General features: G+C 57.2%; 13 protein-coding genes and 1 pseudogene. 6 read left to right on the top strand and 8 right to left on the bottom strand.

Features of this window, described 5'->3' with window-relative positions:
• Window positions 1–23 precede the first annotated feature (23 nt).
• The 3 genes from DXXMK7_RS12370 to DXXMK7_RS22675 all read right to left on the bottom strand — a co-directional run bounded on the left by DXXMK7_RS12370 (window position 24) and on the right by DXXMK7_RS22675 (window position 3,326).
• The gene (locus tag DXXMK7_RS12370; protein ID WP_038919362.1) at window positions 24–461 is read right to left on the bottom strand and encodes a lysozyme inhibitor LprI family protein; all 438 of its coding nucleotides are present in this window, start codon (window positions 459–461) and stop codon (window positions 24–26) included.
• 57 nt (window positions 462–518) lie between these two features.
• Window positions 519–968 (bottom strand): lysozyme inhibitor LprI family protein, encoded by a 450-nt coding sequence (locus tag DXXMK7_RS12365; RefSeq protein WP_038668351.1) that lies wholly within the window; start codon window positions 966–968, stop codon window positions 519–521.
• Between the two features lie 147 nt (window positions 969–1,115).
• Window positions 1,116–3,326, bottom strand: a complete 2,211-nt coding sequence (locus DXXMK7_RS22675; RefSeq protein WP_152490647.1) for a pesticin C-terminus-like muramidase — start codon at window positions 3,324–3,326, stop codon at window positions 1,116–1,118.
• Between the two features lie 18 nt (window positions 3,327–3,344).
• Here DXXMK7_RS22675 and DXXMK7_RS22670 point away from each other — a divergent pair, with 18 nt between their 5' ends.
• Complete coding sequence (locus tag DXXMK7_RS22670) at window positions 3,345–3,719, top strand: hypothetical protein (protein ID WP_127353476.1); 375 nt, start codon at window positions 3,345–3,347, stop codon at window positions 3,717–3,719.
• Window positions 3,716–4,213 carry a hypothetical protein gene (locus tag DXXMK7_RS12345; protein WP_038919357.1) on the top strand — a complete coding sequence of 166 codons (498 nt, stop codon included), beginning with the start codon at window positions 3,716–3,718 and terminating at the stop codon, window positions 4,211–4,213. The genes DXXMK7_RS22670 and DXXMK7_RS12345 overlap by 4 nt, the downstream gene beginning before the upstream one ends.
• A gap of 109 nt (window positions 4,214–4,322) precedes the next feature.
• On the opposite strand, the gene DXXMK7_RS12340 is transcribed toward DXXMK7_RS12345, so the two are convergent.
• Window positions 4,323–6,287 carry a methyl-accepting chemotaxis protein gene (locus tag DXXMK7_RS12340; protein WP_038919356.1) on the bottom strand — a complete coding sequence of 655 codons (1,965 nt, stop codon included), beginning with the start codon at window positions 6,285–6,287 and terminating at the stop codon, window positions 4,323–4,325.
• A gap of 330 nt (window positions 6,288–6,617) precedes the next feature.
• On the opposite strand from DXXMK7_RS12340, the gene DXXMK7_RS12335 reads away from it, so the two are divergent.
• Window positions 6,618–6,896: a DUF333 domain-containing protein gene (locus DXXMK7_RS12335; protein WP_038919355.1), complete on the top strand. Its 279-nt coding sequence runs from the start codon at window positions 6,618–6,620 to the stop codon at window positions 6,894–6,896.
• Window positions 6,897–6,942: 46 nt separating this feature from the next.
• On the opposite strand, the gene DXXMK7_RS12330 is transcribed toward DXXMK7_RS12335, so the two are convergent.
• Both DXXMK7_RS12330 and DXXMK7_RS12325 read right to left on the bottom strand, forming a co-directional pair.
• Complete coding sequence (locus DXXMK7_RS12330) at window positions 6,943–7,935, bottom strand: 2-hydroxyacid dehydrogenase (RefSeq protein ID WP_038919354.1); 993 nt, start codon at window positions 7,933–7,935, stop codon at window positions 6,943–6,945.
• Window positions 7,936–8,140: 205 nt separating this feature from the next.
• Window positions 8,141–9,694, bottom strand: coding sequence for a PAS domain-containing methyl-accepting chemotaxis protein (locus DXXMK7_RS12325; protein WP_038919353.1), 1,554 nt, complete (start codon window positions 9,692–9,694; stop codon window positions 8,141–8,143).
• A 306-nt stretch (window positions 9,695–10,000) separates the two neighbouring features.
• On the opposite strand from DXXMK7_RS12325, the gene DXXMK7_RS12320 reads away from it, so the two are divergent.
• Together DXXMK7_RS12320 and DXXMK7_RS12315 are read left to right on the top strand one after the other, a co-directional pair.
• Window positions 10,001–12,604 (top strand): YdbH family protein, encoded by a 2,604-nt coding sequence (locus DXXMK7_RS12320; protein ID WP_038919351.1) that lies wholly within the window; start codon window positions 10,001–10,003, stop codon window positions 12,602–12,604.
• Between the two features lie 64 nt (window positions 12,605–12,668).
• Complete coding sequence (locus DXXMK7_RS12315) at window positions 12,669–12,926, top strand: YnbE family lipoprotein (protein ID WP_123130513.1); 258 nt, start codon at window positions 12,669–12,671, stop codon at window positions 12,924–12,926.
• An 80-nt stretch (window positions 12,927–13,006) separates the two neighbouring features.
• On the opposite strand, the gene DXXMK7_RS12310 is transcribed toward DXXMK7_RS12315, so the two are convergent.
• Window positions 13,007–13,612 (bottom strand): FMN-dependent NADH-azoreductase, encoded by a 606-nt coding sequence (locus tag DXXMK7_RS12310; protein WP_038668371.1) that lies wholly within the window; start codon window positions 13,610–13,612, stop codon window positions 13,007–13,009.
• 318 nt (window positions 13,613–13,930) lie between these two features.
• On the opposite strand from DXXMK7_RS12310, the gene hrpA reads away from it, so the two are divergent.
• Window positions 13,931–17,818, top strand: coding sequence for an ATP-dependent RNA helicase HrpA (gene hrpA / locus DXXMK7_RS12305; RefSeq protein ID WP_071605207.1), 3,888 nt, complete (start codon window positions 13,931–13,933; stop codon window positions 17,816–17,818).
• Window positions 17,819–18,088: 270 nt separating this feature from the next.
• On the opposite strand, the pseudogene DXXMK7_RS12300 reads toward hrpA, so the two are convergent.
• Window positions 18,089–18,650: pseudogene (locus tag DXXMK7_RS12300) on the bottom strand (serine protease); the annotation flags it as partial.

Here is an 18,650-nt window from a genome sequence, read left to right as displayed (position 1 = left end):
AACACGAGGGTGACAAAAATGGCTTACGGCATTCCAGGTTCGCTGTCTAGCGTTTCTATCCGACGATAGTTTTCTGCCGCCTGACAGGTAGCCAGCCAATCATAGTATACTCTGCTTTCTGGAATGACGTGTAGGCCACGAAAACGGCATCGTGTCGCCCGGTATTTTTCCCATTCTGCCTGTTCTTCTGCCAGCAATGCGAGACGTTTGGTATCTCCTGCGGTTTTCAGGGCGTTATTTAATAGGTCCAGTTGTTGTTTAAGTTTTTGCTCCGAGTCTTCTTGTAACCGGTATGAGCATTGTGTCATTTCAAGATAAATGCCGTGTTCATAAAGGTCTTTGCATAATCCTTGTTCAGCTTGATCTCTTAACGCATTGTAGGGATTCATTTCCTGAGCGTCATTCGCTATGACTGTCAGCGGGAGCAGGAGAAGTAAAAGAAGAGCGCTGTTTCGTTTCATTGTATTTGTCCTTTTGTCGCAAAGTGAATAAGGCGGCAATATTAATTCATCACGAGGTCAGGGCCGGTCAGGTTCATCAATCAGCACTTCTATCCTGCGGTAACTTTCTACGGCCTGACACAAGAATGTTTCAGATATATATTGTGGAGAGTCTTGTTCTAAATTTGCCACCCGCAATTTGCAACGCTTATTGCGGTAACGCTCCCATTGCAACTGATCTTCCTTGAAGGATTTTATAAACTCTTTATCATCATCATCGCTTAACTGACTGAGTTCCTGGTTAATCTCGTTGATACGTGCGGTGAGTTTTGCGTCGGCATCTTTTTTCATTAATGTCGCACACTGATAGATTCCCATCTCGCTGTCTTTGTTGGTGAGATTGTTGCAAACATTGCCTACCATTTTGGCATAATACTGCTGATAGATATCGGAGTGATTTTTATCAATGGCGGCTGTCATTCCCGTCAGTGGAAATAAAAGTAGTAATAGTGAGAGTTTTTTCTTCATTAAAGGTCCTCCTTGGTTTGAAGAGGATGATAACTTTTTTATTATGTGGTGTAAATTGTTTAAAGTGACAATTGGTTTGATGACTTTCTCTGATTAACGTGACTATGCCCACCAATTCGATGGTGGGCAGCTAAGTTGTTAACGATTTTAATTTCTGTTGATTCGATTTTTTTCCTTCTGAAGATAGGCGACCCTATGTCGGCCTTTTTCATACCGCTGATATTCTTCGTTATTATTTAGGAAGGTTATGAACTGGTCAATGTTATTCTGTGATGCAGCTGGCATTGCTTGCTTACCTTGAAATCCTTGATAAACAATATCTACTAAAATATCTCGAATGGCGGGGTTAAGGTCTTCCCACTTTGTTACATTCCTCATGCCTTTGGTTTTTTCTTTATAACGCAACTGAGCTCTACTTTCATAAGCGGGATAGATATTATTGAATAGCTTAATTTGTTGTTCTGTAGTAATCTCTCCGATATCTTTATTATTATTAACAAATATTTTTGCGTTTATTCCTTTTTTACCCGCGGCAGCAGATATCCTTGATGCCTGAGAGGCTGGGATTCCTGCCGCTATTAAGTCATTATAAACTTGTGCCTGCGTTCTTTCCCCCATATCATATCCTCGACCGATTGTAACACCGGTCTTTGCTGCAACACTGGGGTCCTTTGATTCAGGATAGTGAATCTGTCGACTAAAATACTGCCCTCTCTCTTCACGTCCTTCAGCATCATATGTCACCTTCCCTTTGAGTACAGTCGGTATCTGGCGACTATTTCCCTGTGCTGAGACACTTTCTGTCGGTTCGGACTGAGAATTGCTCCCACCCGATGCCGTGGGCAGCGATTCGGCGATCGCAGGGCGCGATGCCGGTACAGATGGCCGTACTGCCTGCGGCGCGGGGCGCGATGCCGGTACCGATGGTTGTACTACTTGCGGTGCAGGGCGCGATGCTGGCACAGATGGTTGTACTGCCTGCGGCGCAGGGCGCGATGCTAGCGCAGATGGTCGCACTGCTTGCGGCGCAGGGCGAGATACCGGTACAGATGGCTGGGCCGGGCGCGTTGCCGGTACAGAAGGCATTGCTACCGGTGTTTGGGGTGCCGACTCGCCGCTCTGAGAAGCGTTGATGGCATTAATCTGAGCCTGCGTGGCAACCATTCGGTAAATGGTGTAGCCGGGCAGTGCCTTTCGGTAATCATCGCCGGGATAGAATCCGGGTTGATGGAAGTCGGAAATCCATTTGCTGCCGTCGTACATGGCGGCATGACCATAAGGATGGTCTTTTTTGATCCCTTTACGCTCGTCTTGATTAAAACCTTCTAATACAACTACATCTCCAGGCAAGAGGTTGCTGCGGTCGTATTCGCTGGATGGTCTTGGCATGGAAAATATGTCGGTAAAACCTGCGGCAATTAGTTTTGGACCGAGATCCTTTGCGTTAGCACCTTCGATTCGTGTTCCGCCTGCTCTAATTGCATCTACAACGGCTCTTGCACAATATTTTGTGGATGCATTACCTGCATTGCGCCGTAGTGAACTTATTGTAGTCGCAGGATTCCAGGTTACCGTTGCGATAGGTTTGGGTGACGATGCTGTTGAATTACCGGCTAATGGCATGGCAGCAGGCGTTGATGCAGCAGACGAAGAAGCCGGTGTAACCGCGTTGACTTTAACATCAACCTCGATCGGCTTAACCTCAATGGGCTTGGCTTCCGCGGTGTTAACTGTTGGCACTGTGGCTTTGGATTCAACCGGAGTCGGCTTGGATGTGGCTACGCTTGGCTTGTCTTTGGCTGCCTGCGCTATGGATTTAGACGCGGAAGAGAGCAATCCTGGAACTGTGCCCGCCAGCCGCGACAACGGTGCTGCCATCCCGGACATCAACTTGCTCAGCTGATTTCCAACTGCTGCATAGTCAGGAGCAAACGGTGGGGTAGTCGGTTCCTGTGCAGCCTCAGGTTCCGCGGTAGAAGCCGCGGCAACAGGCGCTGGCGCAGGAGACGGCAGGCTGGGTTGCGGCGCGCTGGCGGTTGATGGCTGTGCCGGTGGTGCGGACGGCGCTGCGGCCGCTTCAGCGTGCGGCTTGTTAAATTTGGGCAGCGGCGGAACGGTTGCCGCCGGCGGTGCGGCTGGAGGCGTAGGCTGGCTGGCTTGCGGTGCGGGCAAGCGAATATTGTCCAATCCGGCTGACGGGGCGTTGGGATAGCTCGATGCCGTGCCGTTGGCCGTAGCGGTATTTTGCCGGGAATGGGTCGTTATTTCTGTTTTCTTCGCAAAAGAGCGCGTTTTTTTTATCACGACGAAGAGTTGTTTCCGGGTGGTGTTATTTTTTTCATAGGCGTTTAATAACAATATTATTTGACGTCAATCATGAAAATTAACGCCAATTGGATAAATGGGAGGCCGCTTCAGCGTTATTACGATCTGAAGTCGGGTATATTTCAGCGTCATGCAGAAGAACGATGGCGTTATATTATCGTTTGTGAGCGATTAAACTATTCAGGCGTGTTGGCTGGCGGCTCAGCAAACAGGTTGATGGATTTCAGGCGCAGGCTGGTGGGTGTCGATACGGATAAATATCCCCCGACTTGCCCCTTTTTCACTCCATCAACCCGCAGAATCGCTGCTATTCTGTGGACGCGACCCGTTGCCTGCGTGTGTGTTGTCTGGCAGGTCATGACAGAAAAACTGGCCCGGCCCCTGTTCGGGGTGAAACTGTTGGCAAAAAGAGAAAAATACCCATGAAGAGACTGTTCCTGGCCGTGGCGGCCACGGTGATGCTGTCAGGATGTTCTATATTCAGTACGAAAACAACGAGCCTGAACAGTACGTTTATCTCGCCGTATTACTTTTCCTACACCACCGCCCATGTGCTGCAGGACAATACCAACTGGGTCGATTCCGTTTACCTGACGGGTAACCCGGCGCGTTGGGATGAGATCCGCGGCACCTATAAGGCGGCGTTGCCGAAAATTACCCTCAACTATCGGGTTGAGTCGTCCGGCGGCGATTATCGGATTACCTATAACGGCATGGTGAATTATCTGCTGTCGGCGCGGCATGGCGTTGAAAACGGCAAGGATATGATTGAGGGTGAGAGTGTACGCCAGTTCATCATTCCGCAGCGTACTGCGGTGGTAAGCCGGGATAAGAAGGCGATGCTGACCCTGACGGATGACATTAAGGTTGACGTGTCGCTGACGGAGAAAGTCGAGACGCATTCGATCGAGGATCGCTAACCGGGCAACCGCGGCAATGGCATAAAGTCCGTGGCGATTTACCTGGCTTCTTGTCAGAAAACCGGCATCCCTGCCGGTTTTTTTACTGCTGATGACAGCGGAAGGTTGTTCAGAAGCTTTCCCAGTCCTGCTGGCTCTGGCGGTTTTTACCGTTGAGGGTTAGCCTGGCCTGGCTCAAAGCGGGAGCAGGGGGACGGCTGGCGGGCAGCGCCGTGTGCCGGGGTAATAACGGTTGATTATCCTGCGTCAACCGGAAATGACTCACCAGCGCCTCCAGTTGTATCGACTGCTCTTCCAGCGAACTGGCGGACGACGCGGACGCCGTCACCAGCGACGCGTTTTGCTGGGTGGTGGAGTCCAGTTCGCCGACTGCGCTGGCGATCTGCTCGATGCCGCGGCGCTGTTCATCGGACGCCGAGGCGATTTCACCGATGATGTCATTGACGCGGGAGACCGAGAGCAGGATTTTTTGCATGGCGTCGCCGGCTTCCGCCGCCAGCACCGAGCCGGTATCAATGCGGGTAACGGATTCGGCGATCAGGCTGGCGATTTCACGGGCGGCCTGGGCGCTGCGCTGCGCCAGATTGCGCACCTCGCCGGCGACCACCGCGAAACCACGCCCTTGTTCGCCGGCGCGCGCCGCTTCCACCGCGGCATTAAGCGCCAGAATGTTGGTCTGAAAGGCGATGCTGTTGATGACGTCGGTGATATCGGAGATTTTTTTCGAACTGACGGCGATGTCATTCATGGTATTGACCACATTTTGCACCACGCCGCCGCCCGTGTGCGCGTCTCTGGATGCCTCCGCCGCGATTTGGCTGGCATGGCGGGCGTTGTCGGCGTTGTTTTTCACCGTTGAGGTCAGCTGTTCCATACTGGCGGCGGTCTGCACGACGGCGGCGGATTGCTGTTCGGTGCGGGACGACAGCTCGTGGTTACCGTGGGCGATTTGCGCCGCGGATGCCGCCACGCTGCCCACGCTGTCGCGGATATTGCCGATCATCTGACGCAACCGTTCGTTCATACCCGCCATCGCTGCGGTTAACTGGCCCAGTTCATCGTGACGGTCGGTTTCGATGTTGGCGGTCAGGTCGCCGCTGGCGATGCGTTCCGCCAACGCCAGATTGTGGGACACCGGCGCTGTAATCTGGCGGATGATATAGCGCGATATCAGCAGGCCGAACAGCAGCGCCAGCAAGGCGAATGCGGAGGCGCCGGTGATGGCGTCGCTGGTGAGCGTGGTGTTGATCTCGCTCAGGCGGCTGATGACCTCTTTGGCGATATTGCTGACATTATCGCCGTCGGTCTTCACCGCCGCTTCTGCGCCCGACAACGCCTGGTAAGCGCTCAGGTAGCCTTCTGCGCCTGTTTTCAGGTTGACGATGTTGCCCCAGAATTCATCCAGCGCCGTTTTTTGATCGGCCGGGAGCTGCGCGGACAGGTCGCGGTAACTTTTCTCGATATCGCTGAAACGGCTTTGCAGGGTGCTAAACGCGGCGGGAGTGCGCTCAATCACCACGGCATCGGCTGTCGCTTTATAAGACGCCAGCGCCAGAGCCAGTGCGGTCGCTTTTTCCCGGTCGCTGTCGGATGCAAAAGCGGGGGTCGCCAGGCTGCTGCGAAAGCGGGAGATAGCGCCGTCGACCGGAATGCGGCTGAACCGGGTGCCGGCGTCGGTCAGCGCCTGTTTGGCGCGGGCCATTTCGCTGATGGATTGCTGTAGTGCGGCCTGGTGTTTCTGCATGCGGGCCAGCGGATCCCTGAATTCGCTTTCGGTATATAACTGGCTGCCTTGCGCCAGATTTTTAGCCAGGTCATTGCTGTAGCTGAGCATGGTGTCGTAAGGCTCATTGTCATTGCTGGCGAAATATTTTGTTCTGGCGATTTTGACCTGAAAAATATCCATGATGACGGTGTGCATCAGGTCGGTCTTGCCGTAGTACGCCTTGATGGTGGAAAAACGGTGGATGCTCAGTGCTGAGGAAAGAACCACTAAAAACAAAATCATTGCAAAACCCAGGTACAGCTTGGTTGCGACATGCATGTCAAAAAAGCGTTTTCTTGCAGGTGCCATTATCTACTCCCGTTGGCGATGGCGCTGATTGCTTATCAGCCTAACCATTAATCGACCAACGATCTGCTGCCTTTAGTGGCTGAAAAATAAGATCATATAATTTATCCCCCTGAAAATAATTGTATTTGTTACTTACCGTGAGTAAAAACATGAGAGGTGAAAACCGGTGTCGAACCGTTGCTGCTCACACCGCAAAAATGTGGTAAAGAAGTGGGGCAAAGAAGTAGGGTAAATAGGATTAGGCCGAGTTCTGCTGCGTGGCGGCAAAATTGGCTGATTACCTTTCATATTTACGACATTTCATATTCACGACACAGGAATCGACAAAACATGACTATGCCGCAATGGCTGGTGGCGGGCGCCACCCTGATGCTGGTGGCTTGCAGTGGCGGACAAACGGAATCGGCGCAGGTGCCGGAATCGGTAGCGCCGCAGCGCGCGATGTGGCAGGGGCAGGGCACGCCGGCGGAGGTGAACTGTACGCTGGCGGGCGGGCGCATGGGGGTTTCGCGTCAACTGAGCGGAGCGAGCATCGGCACCTGTCTGCTGGCTAATGGCAAGCGCTGCGACGAAGCGGCGTTGATGAACGGTAGCTGTCCGGCGGGGTAAACCGCGTTAGCTGATAACCGGCGGCATGGCGCCACCGGTTGAACGATCAGGGATTGACCAGATTCGGGCAGGTTGTGCCTTCGTTAAGCTGCTTGATGTTGTGCAACGTGGTTTCGGAGATGCTGGTCAGCGCCTCTTCCGTCAAAAAGGCCTGATGGCCGGTGAACAACACGTTATGGCAGGCGGAGAGCCGGCGGAACACATCGTCCTGAATCACGTCGTTGGATTTGTCGGCAAAGAACAGATCGCGTTCGTTTTCATAAACGTCCATGCCCAGCGAACCGATTTTCTGCTGTTTCAGCGCGTCGATCGCCGCCTGAGAGTCAATCAGCCCGCCGCGGCTGGTGTTGATGATCATCACCCCGTTTTTCATGCGCGCAAACGCATCGCGGTCGAGCAGGTGGTGATTCTCCGGCGTCAGCGGGCAGTGCAGCGAAATGACGTCCGACCGGGCGTACAGGGTATCGAGATCGACATACTCCGCGCCCAGTTCCAGCGCCTGTGGATTCGGGTAAGGGTCGTGCGCCAGCAGCGTCATGCCGAACCCTTTGAGGATGCGCAGGGTGGCGATGCCGATTTTGCCGGTGCCTATCACCCCGGCGGTACGCTGATACATGTTGAAGCCAATCAGCCCTTCCAGCGAGAAATTGGCGTCGCGGGTGCGCTGATAGGCGCGGTGAATGCGGCGGTTCAGGCTCATCATCATGCCTACCGCGTGTTCCGCCACCGCCTCCGGCGAGTAGGCCGGCACGCGCACTACCTGGATCCCCAGCTCGCGGGCGGCGTCCAGATCGACGTTGTTAAAACCGGCGCAGCGCAGTGCCAGTATTTTGATGCCGGTGTTCGCCAGTTCCGTCAGCACCTCACGTCCGGCTTCGTCGTTGACGAAGATGCAGACGGCATCGCAGCCGGCGGCCATTTTGACGGTGCGCGGGCTAAGCATGAAATCGAAAAACTCCAGCTCATACCCGAACTGCTGATTCACCTGCTCAAGGTATTTGCGGTCATACTGTTTGGTACTGTAAATCGCCAGCTTCATGATTGTTTCTCCACAGGGTATTGTCAGCCGCGCCGTCATACGTGGTGACGGAGGCAGCCAGAGTAAGCTAGCAGAAAACCATGAACAGACAAACTGTTACCCTTGTCATGATAACAACTTGAAAAGGTTGTGACGGGTGAGCCTGCGGGAGCAATGCGGGAGAAATAAAGGAGGAGGAGTCCCCCTCCTGAATGGATGACGTCGCTTATTTTGACGCGCCGAATACCGAAACCGCCTGCGCCATGCTGGCGATTTGCTGCTGTAGGTGCCCGGTGGCGGAGTTGGACTGGCTGGCCAGCGCCGTATTCTGATGGGTCAGTTCATCGATACGGTTGACCGCGTCGTTGATCTGCTGCAATCCCTGCGACTGTTCCTTGGTGGCCTGGCTGATATCGTTCATCAGATGGGTGACGTCCTGCACTTTGACCAGAATGTTGTTCATCGAGCGGTTGGTATGCGCAACCTGCTGGTCGCCGGCGCGGATGCTGGACAAGGTGTTGTCGATAAGCGCGGCGATGTCTTTGGCGGAAGCGGCGCTGCGCTGCGCCAGCGAGCGTACTTCGCTGGCTACCACCGCGAAGCTCTTGCCCTGTTCTCCGGCATGAGCGGCTTCCACCGCGGCGTTGACCGCCAGAATGTTGGTCTGGAACGCCAGATTGTCCAGCACGCTGATGATATCGGTGATACGTTCGCTGGCGCTGGTGATTGCCTCCATGGTATTGGCGACCTCCGATACCGCCTGTTCGCCCACATTCACCACCTGATTGACGTCTTCCGCGTACTGCGATGCACGCAGCGAGGCGTCGGCATTGCTCTTGATCGTGGCGGTTAACTGCTCCACCGACGCGGCGGTTTGCTGCAGGCTTTCTTCGGTTTTTTCGCAACACTCCGCCAGAATGTGATTGCCCTGCGCGATTTCGCTGCAGGCGATTTTTAGCTCCTGCAGGTTGGCGTTGACGTCATCGACAAAGGTGCGGAAGTTCATGCCGGATTGGTTGACGGCGCGCATCAGCATACCGATTTCATCGGCGCGATTGAGTTGGGCCAGGCTATTGGCCTGGCCGGCCGCGGAGCGCATCGCCTGTTCCAGAATCTGTTCCACCGGCCTGGCGACGTGTTGTACCAGCAGTTCGCAGAACAGGCAGGCGAACGCAATTAATGCCGGAAACAGCCCCCAGACCAGCGCCGTTTTGGGCAGCAGCGCGAACGCGACGGCCAGCGGCAGCAGCCCCAGCAAGCCAAAGTAGCTGCGGATGCGCCAGCGCAGCGGCATGGTTTTGAACAGGCTCAGCCATTTCAGCGGGCCGGTGTAAACCAGCAGGCCGTGATGGAAGGCACGGTTTTTCAACATGCCCTGATTTACCTGGGCGTAGAGCGCTTCGGCCTGGCTGATTTCCTCCGCCGTCGCCGCGGTGCGTACCGACATGTAGCCCATCAGCTTGCCGTCTCGTTTCAGGGGCGTTGTGCTGGAGCGTACCCAGTAGTGGTCACCGTTCTTGCGACGGTTCTTGACCACGCCGGTCCAGATTTTTCCGGCTTTTAGGGTATTCCACATGTCCGCGAAGGCGGAAGGTGGCATATCAGGATGGCGGATAATATTATGCGGCTGATTCATCAGTTCTTCCGGCTCGTAGCCGCTGACTTTGATGAAATCGGCGTTGGCGTAGGTAATGTGGCTATCAGGGGTGGTCACCGACATCAGTTTGATCTTGGCATCCAGCGGATACTGACGTTGACTGACTGGATAATTTTTACGCATGGAGCATCCCTTTTTGCGATATTGAAGGGTAAAGCAGGTCCGTATTGTTTTAATAAGCAACAATATTGATGAATGTATAATCCGGGCAGGATTGACGCTCGCGCCACGGCGTCACAGAGCCTGTAACCGGCGCGTGGTGTAGTCAGATACTGCGCTTATGTAAAAATTTTATCACAATCAGGTAATTGACATGTACGGATTTTGCGGGGGAATGTGAACTGAATGGTGACTTTTAGTTCATAAACCGTAACTATTCGCACTGAATGACAAAGTGATGACGACCGGAATAAACCTGAAACATAACCCATGCTGAAGTTAATGCGCTATGCAGGCTGGCTGGTTGCGCTGGCGTTCGTGCTGGCGCTGGGCGTAGCGACCGCCTGCTGGACCATGCCGCGCTGGCTGCCGGTATTGCTGCGGCCCTATTTGCCCGTCGGGGTCAGCCTCGCGCTGCACGCGTCGCCGGGTTGGCGGCAAGGCGGATTCTGGCTGCCTGAGGTGCAACTGCGTCTGGCGCAGTGCCAGCCGGCCACGCTGTCGGGCCTGCTGGTTCGCTATCGGGAAGGACGCTGGCGGCTGGAGGCGGAGTCGCTGACGTTGGATGCCTCCTGTCTGCAACAATGGCCGGTTTCTTCCGGCATGACTACCCCACTGTTGGCCCAGTGGCAACAGCGGCTGCCGGAAGCCGAGCTTATACTACATCGTTTCGCCATTACCCCCTGGCTGGCGCAGGCCGGCAGCCTGCAACTCTCTACTGACGCATTGCGTCAGCAACTCCGCATTCAAAGCGACCAGCTCCAGGTGCAGGCTGAACTGCACGGCACCGAGCTGACGCTGCAACAAGGTCAGATGCGCGCCACGACGGAGCGCCCGCCGTTGCAGATCAACGGCGCGATGCAACTGGCGCCGGCGCTCAACCGCCTGCCGGAACAGGGCGAAGTGCGGGGGCAGCAACTGCCGCTGTGGTTACCGGAACCGGCCAGCGCCACACTGCGCTGGCATGGCAATCAGGGCGAGCTGACGGTCAGCGTGGCGTCGATGACGGAACCCTTGCTGACGCTGCCGTGGCAGGTGACCGACGGCAACCTTCGCATTCACGACGGTCGTTGGCGCTGGCCGTACGCCAGCCAGCCGCTGACAGGCGGCATCGCGTTGACGTTGTATGACGTGCTGAATTTGCACGATCCGTTACGGCTGGAGGCGCGGCTTAATGTTCTGACGCAAGGGCACAACGGTCGCGCCAACGCGGTGTTGTCGCTGGGGCCCGGCAATCTGGGCCTGACCGACAGCGATATCCGCTTTCAGCTGACCGGGCAGGCTAATCTGCCCGATCTATCGATTTTCGCGTCGTTGCCGGGAACGGTGAAAGGCGCCGTGCTGGATCCAACCGTAGCGCTGTTGCCCGGGTCGTTATTACGGGCCTGGGGTTCGCCGCGCCCGACGGTAACGCTGGAAGAAGCGCGCTGGCCGCTGGCCGGCATCCAGCTCACCCGGCAGGGCGTCAGCGGCCGGTTGCAGGCGATTGTGAAAGTGCGCGATAGCTATTGGGGGCGTTTCCGGCTGCATCTGGATGGCAAGGCGCAACAGTTCTGGCCCGATAGCGGCGACTGGCGCTGGCGTTACTGGGGCGAAGGAGATTTGCCGCCGTTGCAGGGGCGCTGGGACATCGCCGGGCATGGCCGCTGGCAGGATGAACTGATAGAGATAGCGTCCTTATCCAGCGGTCTTAACCAGCTACGTTACGGCGTGGTGACGGTTGACCAGCCGCGGCTGACGCTGACCGAACCGTTGCGCTGGCGACGCGACCCGGCGGCGGCCTCGCTGCAAGGGGCATTACGACTGGCGGCGGAACAGGTGACTTTTCAGGGCGCCGGCATGCTGCCCGCCACCGAACTGACCGTTGATATCCGCGGGCGCAATCCGCAAGACTTCCAGTGGCGCGGTCAGTTGCAGGCGGACCCGGTCGGCCCGATCCAACTCAACGGCCGCTGGGACGGAAAACGCCTGCGCGGCAACGGTTGGTGGGCACCTCAGCCGTTACGGGTGTTCCAGACGTTACTGCCGACGGCCTGGGAACTGGCGATGCGTACCGGTCAGTTTTACGCGCAGACCGCGTTTTCCGCTGCTCGCGGCCAGGGATTCCGCGCCGGCGGCCATTGGGTGGTGAAAAATGGCGGCGCCTGGCTACAGGATGGCGAGGTCAGCGGCGTCAATTTTGTGCTGCCGTACCGGTTTGAAAACCACCGCTGGCAACTGGGAATTTCCCGGCCGGTGACATTGCGCATCAACCGGCTGGATAGCGTGTTCCCGATACGGAATATCGACGTGCAGGTGTACGGCGCCTATCCCTACAGCGAACGCCACCCGCTGACGCTGGCGCAGTTGGATATGGACGTGCTGGACGGTCATCTGTCGTTGTCGCCGCTGCGTCTGCCCGTGCGTGACGCCGCGGTGTTGCGGCTGCAGGGTATCGATCTCGGCGAACTGGTTACCGGGCTGCGGGCGAAAAAATTGTCGATGTCCGGCCGGGTAAGCGGGGTGTTGCCATTGAATTTTAATCATCCTTCGATGCTGGTGCAGGACGGTAAACTCACTAATGACACCCCGCTGACCGTAAAACTGGACCCGCAACTGGCGGACAAGCTGGCGCAAAACAGCGTAGCCAACGCTGCGGCGGTGGCCTGGCTGCGCTATATGGAGATCGGGCGTTCCTGGGTAACGCTGGATCTTAGCCAGCGCGGCGAATTGACGCTGGTGTCGCGTATTAGCGGCCACAGCGTGATGGATGACCAGTCGCGGCGCGACATTGTGCTGAATTACCGCCAGCAGGAGAACATTTTCCAGCTGTGGCACAGCCTGCGCTTTGGCGATAACCTGAAGGCATCGCTGGAACAGCAGGCCGCCGAGTAACTAACGATGCGGTGGAATAACTCACTATGCCGCAAAGTAATTAACGATGAGGAAGGGGGATGAGATGAAAACAGCCTGTGCCGCGATGGCCGCCGTGTTGCTGGTCGGCTGCACCCCGCGCATTGAGGTGGCGGCGCCGAAAGAACCGATCACCATCAACATGAATGTACACATTGAGCACGACATTCGCATCCGCACGGATAAAGAGACGGTGCAACTGCTGGAGAAGTCGGATAACCGACTTGGCGATCAAATAAAGAAAAGCGCGCCGACAGACGCGCAAGACAAAGCCAGAATGCAAGATAAAAAACAGGAAGATTGAAATCCGCCGTGTACCGCGACACGGGGAGCTGCTGTCAAGGCAACACGGCGGCGAGTATGAGGGGAGTTAACGCGTAACTGTTACGCGGACGCCAGCTGGGACAGCTCTTCTTTAGCACCCTGCAGCGCTTTCTGCGCCATATCCGGGCCGTAACCGAAACCTTCCGCAAACACGAATTCCACGTCGCTGATGCCGATGAAGCCCAGGAACAGACGCAGGTACGGGGTCAGCAGATCGCTCGGCGCGTCTTTGTGGATGCCGCCGCGGCTGGTCAGCACCAGTGCGCGTTTACCTTTCACCAGACCTTCCGGACCCTGCTCGGTGTAGCGGAATGTCACGCCGGCGCGGGCGATAAAGTCGAAATAGTTCTTCAACTGGGTCGGGATGTTGAAGTTGTACATCGGTGCGGCCAGCACGATGACATCGTGCGCCTGCAGTTCGGCAATCAGCTCGTCGGACAGGGCCAGCGCGTCCTGCTGACGCGGCGTCAGCGGTTTGTCGGAAGGACGCAGCGCGCCAACCAGTTCGCCATCCAACACCGGTACCGGTTTAGCAGCCAGGTCGCGCACGGTGATGGTGTCGGCGGGGTGGGCTGCCTGCCAGGAGGCGGTAAAGTGATCGGCCAGCTGGTTAGACTGGGAGAAGTCAGCCAGAATACTTGATTTCAGAACGAGTACTTTGCTCATTGCCAATTCCTTGTTATGTGTGCCAGGGCGACAACCGTCGCCGAATGAATGCATCATAGGCGCGTTGCCGGCAGTGGGATAGCGTAATATTTCGAGACCTTTGTTCGATTTTATTGAACGATGCCCCCGAAACCGCGATGCGGTGCGGCGGAATCCCGCCTGATGGCGTATAGCCTGCGCGGTCAATGTGATACCATGCCCGCCGCACTATTTATGCCTGCAATACAATCAGGTTATGCCCGCAGTACCAGCAGGGCGCCGGAGCGTTGAGCGACCTTGTTCAACCGTACCCGGAATCAGACAGTAAGGAATTGCACCGTGACATCACCTCTCCATGCGTTAGAACCTCAGCTTAATGCGCTAATGCTGCGCGACCGGCAACGCCTGCGCCGCCGTTTGCAAGGCGCGATGAAAGTGGGAAATCCGCAGGCTCAGGTTTCGATTGCGCAGGACATCAGCCAGGAAATCGACGCCGCGCGGCTGCGGGTGGAGCAGCGCAGGGCGTCGTTGCCGGCGATACGTTACCCGGAAGCCTTGCCGGTTAGCCAGAAGCGCGAGGCGATCCTCAGCGCTATCCGCGACCATCAGGTGGTGATCGTCGCCGGGGAAACCGGTTCCGGCAAAACCACCCAGTTGCCGAAGATGTGTCTGGAGTTGGGACGCGGCGTTACCGGGCTGATCGGTCATACTCAGCCGCGCCGGCTGGCGGCCCGCAGCGTGGCGGACCGCATCGCGGCGGAGCTGGAGACGCCGCTTGGCAGCACGGTGGGCTACAAGGTGCGATTCAACGATCAGGTCGGCGACAACACGCTGGTCAAACTGATGACGGACGGTATCCTGCTGGCGGAGATTCAGCAGGATCGGCTGCTGATGCAGTACGACACGCTGATCATCGATGAAGCGCACGAACGCAGCCTCAACATTGACTTTATTCTCGGTTACCTCAAGCAACTGCTGCCCAGACGGCCGGACCTCAAGGTGATCATCACCTCCGCCACCATCGATCCGCAGCGTTTTTCACGTCACTTCGGCAATGCGCCGATTATTGAGGTGTCCGGAAGGACGTATCCGGTGGATGTCCGCTACCGGCCGGTGGTGGAAGAGGCGCAGGACAGCGATCGCGACCAGTTGCAGGCGATTCTGGATGCGGTGGATGAACTGTGTCGTGAAGGACCGGGCGATATTCTGGTGTTCATGAGCGGCGAGCGGGAAATCCGCGATACCGCCGACGCGCTGAGCAAGCAGGACCTGCCGCATACCGAGATTTTGCCGCTGTACGCGCGGCTTTCCAATCAGGAACAGAACCGGGTGTTCCAGTCTCACCACGGACGGCGCATCGTGCTGGCGACCAACGTGGCGGAAACCTCGCTGACGGTGCCGGGCATTCGTTACGTGATCGACCCCGGCACCGCACGCATCAGCCGCTACAGCTATCGTACCAAGGTGCAACGGCTGCCGATCGAGCCGGTGTCGCAGGCTTCCGCCAACCAGCGTAAAGGGCGTTGCGGCCGTGTGGCGGCGGGCATCTGTATCCGACTCTATTCCGAGCAGGATTTTCTCTCCCGGCCGGCGTTTACCGACCCGGAGATTTTGCGCACCAACCTGGCGTCGGTCATTTTGCAGATGACGGCGTTGGGGCTGGGCGATATCGCGGCGTTTCCATTTGTCGAAGCGCCGGATAAGCGCAACATTCAGGATGGGGTGCGGTTGCTGGAAGAACTGAGCGCGCTTCAGAGCAGCGACGACGGCCATTACCGCTTGACGCCGCAGGGGCGCCAGCTGGCGCAGTTGCCCATCGACCCGCGGCTGGCGCGCATGGTGCTGGAAGCGCGCCAGACCAGCTGCGTGCGCGAGGTGATGATCATCACCGCCGCGTTGTCGATTCAGGACCCGCGCGAGCGTCCGATAGAGAAAAAGCAGGCGGCGGAGGAGAAACACCGTCGTTTCGCCGACAAAGAGTCCGATTTTCTGGCCTTCGTCAAACTGTGGGATTACCTGCAAGAGCAGCAGAAAGCGCTGTCGTCCAGCCAGTTTCGCAAACTGTGCCGCAGCGATTACCTCAACTACCTGCGGGTGCGGGAATGGCAGGATATCTACACCCAATTGCGTCAGGTGGTAAAAGAACTGGGCTTCCCGGTCAACAGCGAACCGGCGGATTACCGTAGCCTGCACGGCGCGTTGCTGACCGGGCTGCTGTCCCACATCGGACAAAAAGACGTTGAAAAGCAGGAATTCAGCGGTGCGCGCAACACCCGTTTCGCCATTTTCCCCGGTTCCGGTCTGTTCAAAAAGCCGCCGAAGTGGACCATCGTGGCGGAACTGGTGGAAACCAGCCGCCTGTGGGGGCGCATCGCCGCGCGGATCGAACCGGAATGGGTTGAACCGCTGGCGCAGCACCTGATCAAACGCAGCTACAGCGAGCCGCACTGGGAGAAAGCGCAGGGCGCGGTGATGGCGCAGGAAAAGGTCACTCTGTACGGTCTGCCGCTGGTGGCGGCCCGCAAGGTCAATTACGGCGCCATCGACCCGGTGGTGTCGCGCGAGCTGTTCATTCGCCATGCGCTGGTGGAAGGCGACTGGCAGACCCAGCATGCGTTTTTCCGCGCCAATCAGAAACTGCGTTTGGAAGTGGAAGAACTGGAGAACAAGTCCCGCCGCCGCGACATTCTGGTGGATGACGAGACGCTGTTTGCGTTCTACGACCAGCGCCTTCCTCATGACGTGGTGTCGAGCCGTCATTTCGACAACTGGTGGAAGCAGGCGTCGAAAACCGACCCGGATCAGCTGAATTTCGAGAAGGCCATGCTGATCAAAGACGGGGCGGAGCGCGTCAGCGCGCTGGACTACCCTAACCACTGGCAGCAGGGCGAGCTGCGTTTGCGGCTCACCTATCAGTTCGAGCCGGGAGCGGACGCCGACGGCGTCACCGTGCATATCCCGCTGCCGGTACTGAATCAGGTCAAAGAGGACGGATTCGAATGGCAGATCCCGGGGCTGCGCCGTGACGTGGTGGTGGCGCTGATCAAATCGCTGCCAAAACCGATACGGCGTAACTTCGTGCCGGCGCCCAACTATGCCGAAGCGTTTCTGGCGCGGGTGACGCCGCTGGAGAAAGGGCTGCTGGAGGCGCTGGAGCGCGAGCTGCGGCTGATGACCGGCGTGACGGTCGATCGTGAGGCCTGGCAGTGGGATCAGGTGGACGAACACCTGAAAATGACCTTCCGGGTGATAGACGAGAAAAGCCGAACGCTGCGGGAAGGCAAGAATCTGCGGGCGCTGAAAGATCAGTTGCAGGAGAAGGTGCAGCAAACGCTGTCGGCGGTGGCGGATGACGGCATCGAACAGCGCGATCTGCATATCTGGAGTTTTGGCGATTTGCCGGAGCGTTACGAGCAGAAACGCGGCGGCTACGCGGTAAAAGCCTATCCGGCGCTGGTGGACGAGAAAGACAGCGTGGCGATTCGTCTGTTTGATTCGCCGCACCAGCAGCAACAGATGATGTGGCGCGGTCAGCGCCGCCTGCTGTTGCTCAACATTCCTTCTCCCATCAAGTATCTGCATGAAAAGCTGCCTAACAAGGCCAAGCTGGGGCTGTATTTCAACCCGTACGGCAAGGTACTGGAGCTGATCGACGATTGCATCGCCTGCGGCGTGGACAAGTTGATGGCGGTAGCGGGCGGCCCGGTGTGGCAGGAAGACGCGTTCCACCAGTTGCATGAGCGGGTGCGTGCGGAACTGAATGACACGGTGGTGGACATCGCCCAGCAGGTGGAGCAGATTCTGACCACGGTCTTCTCGATCAACAAACGGCTCAAAGGCCGGGTGGATATGGCGCTGGCGCTGGCCTTGAGCGACATCAAGGCGCAGATGAGCGGGCTGGTGTTCCGCGGCTTCGTCACTGACAACGGCTGGAAGCGGCTGCCGGATGTGCTGCGCTATCTGCAGGCCATCGAGCGTCGGTTGGATAAACTGGCGCAGGACGTACACCGCGACCGCGCGCAAATGCTAAAAGTGGAGCAGGTGCAGCAGGCCTGGCAGCAGTGGCTGAACAAGCTGCCGCCGGAACGGCGTGAAGATGACGACGTGAAAGCCATTCGCTGGATGATCGAAGAACTGCGCGTCAGCTACTTCGCTCAGCAACTGGGCACGCCTTATCCTGTTTCCGATAAACGTATTTTGCAGGCGATGGGGCAGATCGAGGGGTAAGCCGCCAACGGTAGGCGGTGCTTGCGAACGTGGCGGCACCGCCTGTGCTGCGGTGGTTTATGCTGAAAAGAGATCGTTACCGGCGGATCGTTATCGGTGGATAGTTATCGGTGGATAGTTATTGGTGGATAGTTATCGGCGTCCAATCAAAGGGCAAAGGAACCGGTTTGAAACCGGTAGCGCCATGCTTATCTGTCGCTGATGTTAATGGCGGGAAGGATCAGGCGCTGAATAGCCGGTATTTCAGGCAGAAATACCGGCGAAGGCGGATTAACGATCTTTTTTGGACAACGCTTCCAACTGCTGGCGGATGGCGGTGACCGCCACGGCGCGGTTATCGGCAAGTTGGCGGTTGCTGGCGTCCGGCGCGGAGCTTTGAATACCCATCAGCACCCAACTGCCGGCGGTTTTCAGCATCAGCGGCGAGCCGCTGTCGCCCGGTAGCGTATCGCAACGGTGCGCCATCACCGCTTTATGGACCCAACCGGTAATCAGACAGTCCTGATGGCGGTACAGCGTATCCTGATGGTCTTCCGGGTAACCGGCCTGGGTGACCTTCTGTTGTGCGGCTTCCAGCGCCGCTTTCAATTCTTCCTGCGTTCCCTGCCAGATCGGCAACGGGCGGATGCCCGGCGGCGTCTGCTTGAGCCTAATCAGCGCGAAATCCCACGGTGCGGCGGAAGGCGGGACGATCCAGCCGTCGCCGTCTGCTTTCAGCATTCTGGCCAGTTTTTTATTGGTCAGCGCTTCAATTTTATCGGTTTCATAACGCCAGCCGTTTTCTGTTGCCAGAAAACGCAACGCCACCGGTTTGTCCGGCACGCGCGGGCGG

The organism is Dickeya sp. MK7 (assembly GCF_000406305.1).
Lineage (GTDB): Bacteria > Pseudomonadota > Gammaproteobacteria > Enterobacterales > Enterobacteriaceae > Dickeya > Dickeya fangzhongdai.
Note: the sequence above shows the minus strand (reverse complement) of the source record. Positions and strands in the feature narration are given on the sequence as shown.

What these genes read in the sequence shown, in the direction of transcription:
- DXXMK7_RS12370 (WP_038919362.1), bottom strand. Translation starts at nt 461, where the DNA reads ATGAAACGAAACAGCGCTCTTCTTTTACTTCTCCTGCTCCCGCTGACA.
- DXXMK7_RS12365 (WP_038668351.1), bottom strand. Translation starts at nt 968, where the DNA reads ATGAAGAAAAAACTCTCACTATTACTACTTTTATTTCCACTGACGGGA.
- DXXMK7_RS22670 (WP_127353476.1), top strand. Translation starts at nt 3,345, where the DNA reads ATGAAAATTAACGCCAATTGGATAAATGGGAGGCCGCTTCAGCGTTAT.
- DXXMK7_RS12345 (WP_038919357.1), top strand. Translation starts at nt 3,716, where the DNA reads ATGAAGAGACTGTTCCTGGCCGTGGCGGCCACGGTGATGCTGTCAGGA.
- DXXMK7_RS12340 (WP_038919356.1), bottom strand. Translation starts at nt 6,287, where the DNA reads ATGGCACCTGCAAGAAAACGCTTTTTTGACATGCATGTCGCAACCAAG.
- DXXMK7_RS12335 (WP_038919355.1), top strand. Translation starts at nt 6,618, where the DNA reads ATGACTATGCCGCAATGGCTGGTGGCGGGCGCCACCCTGATGCTGGTG.
- DXXMK7_RS12330 (WP_038919354.1), bottom strand. Translation starts at nt 7,935, where the DNA reads ATGAAGCTGGCGATTTACAGTACCAAACAGTATGACCGCAAATACCTT.
- DXXMK7_RS12325 (WP_038919353.1), bottom strand. Translation starts at nt 9,694, where the DNA reads ATGCGTAAAAATTATCCAGTCAGTCAACGTCAGTATCCGCTGGATGCC.
- DXXMK7_RS12320 (WP_038919351.1), top strand. Translation starts at nt 10,001, where the DNA reads ATGCTGAAGTTAATGCGCTATGCAGGCTGGCTGGTTGCGCTGGCGTTC.
- DXXMK7_RS12315 (WP_123130513.1), top strand. Translation starts at nt 12,669, where the DNA reads ATGAAAACAGCCTGTGCCGCGATGGCCGCCGTGTTGCTGGTCGGCTGC.
- DXXMK7_RS12310 (WP_038668371.1), bottom strand. Translation starts at nt 13,612, where the DNA reads ATGAGCAAAGTACTCGTTCTGAAATCAAGTATTCTGGCTGACTTCTCC.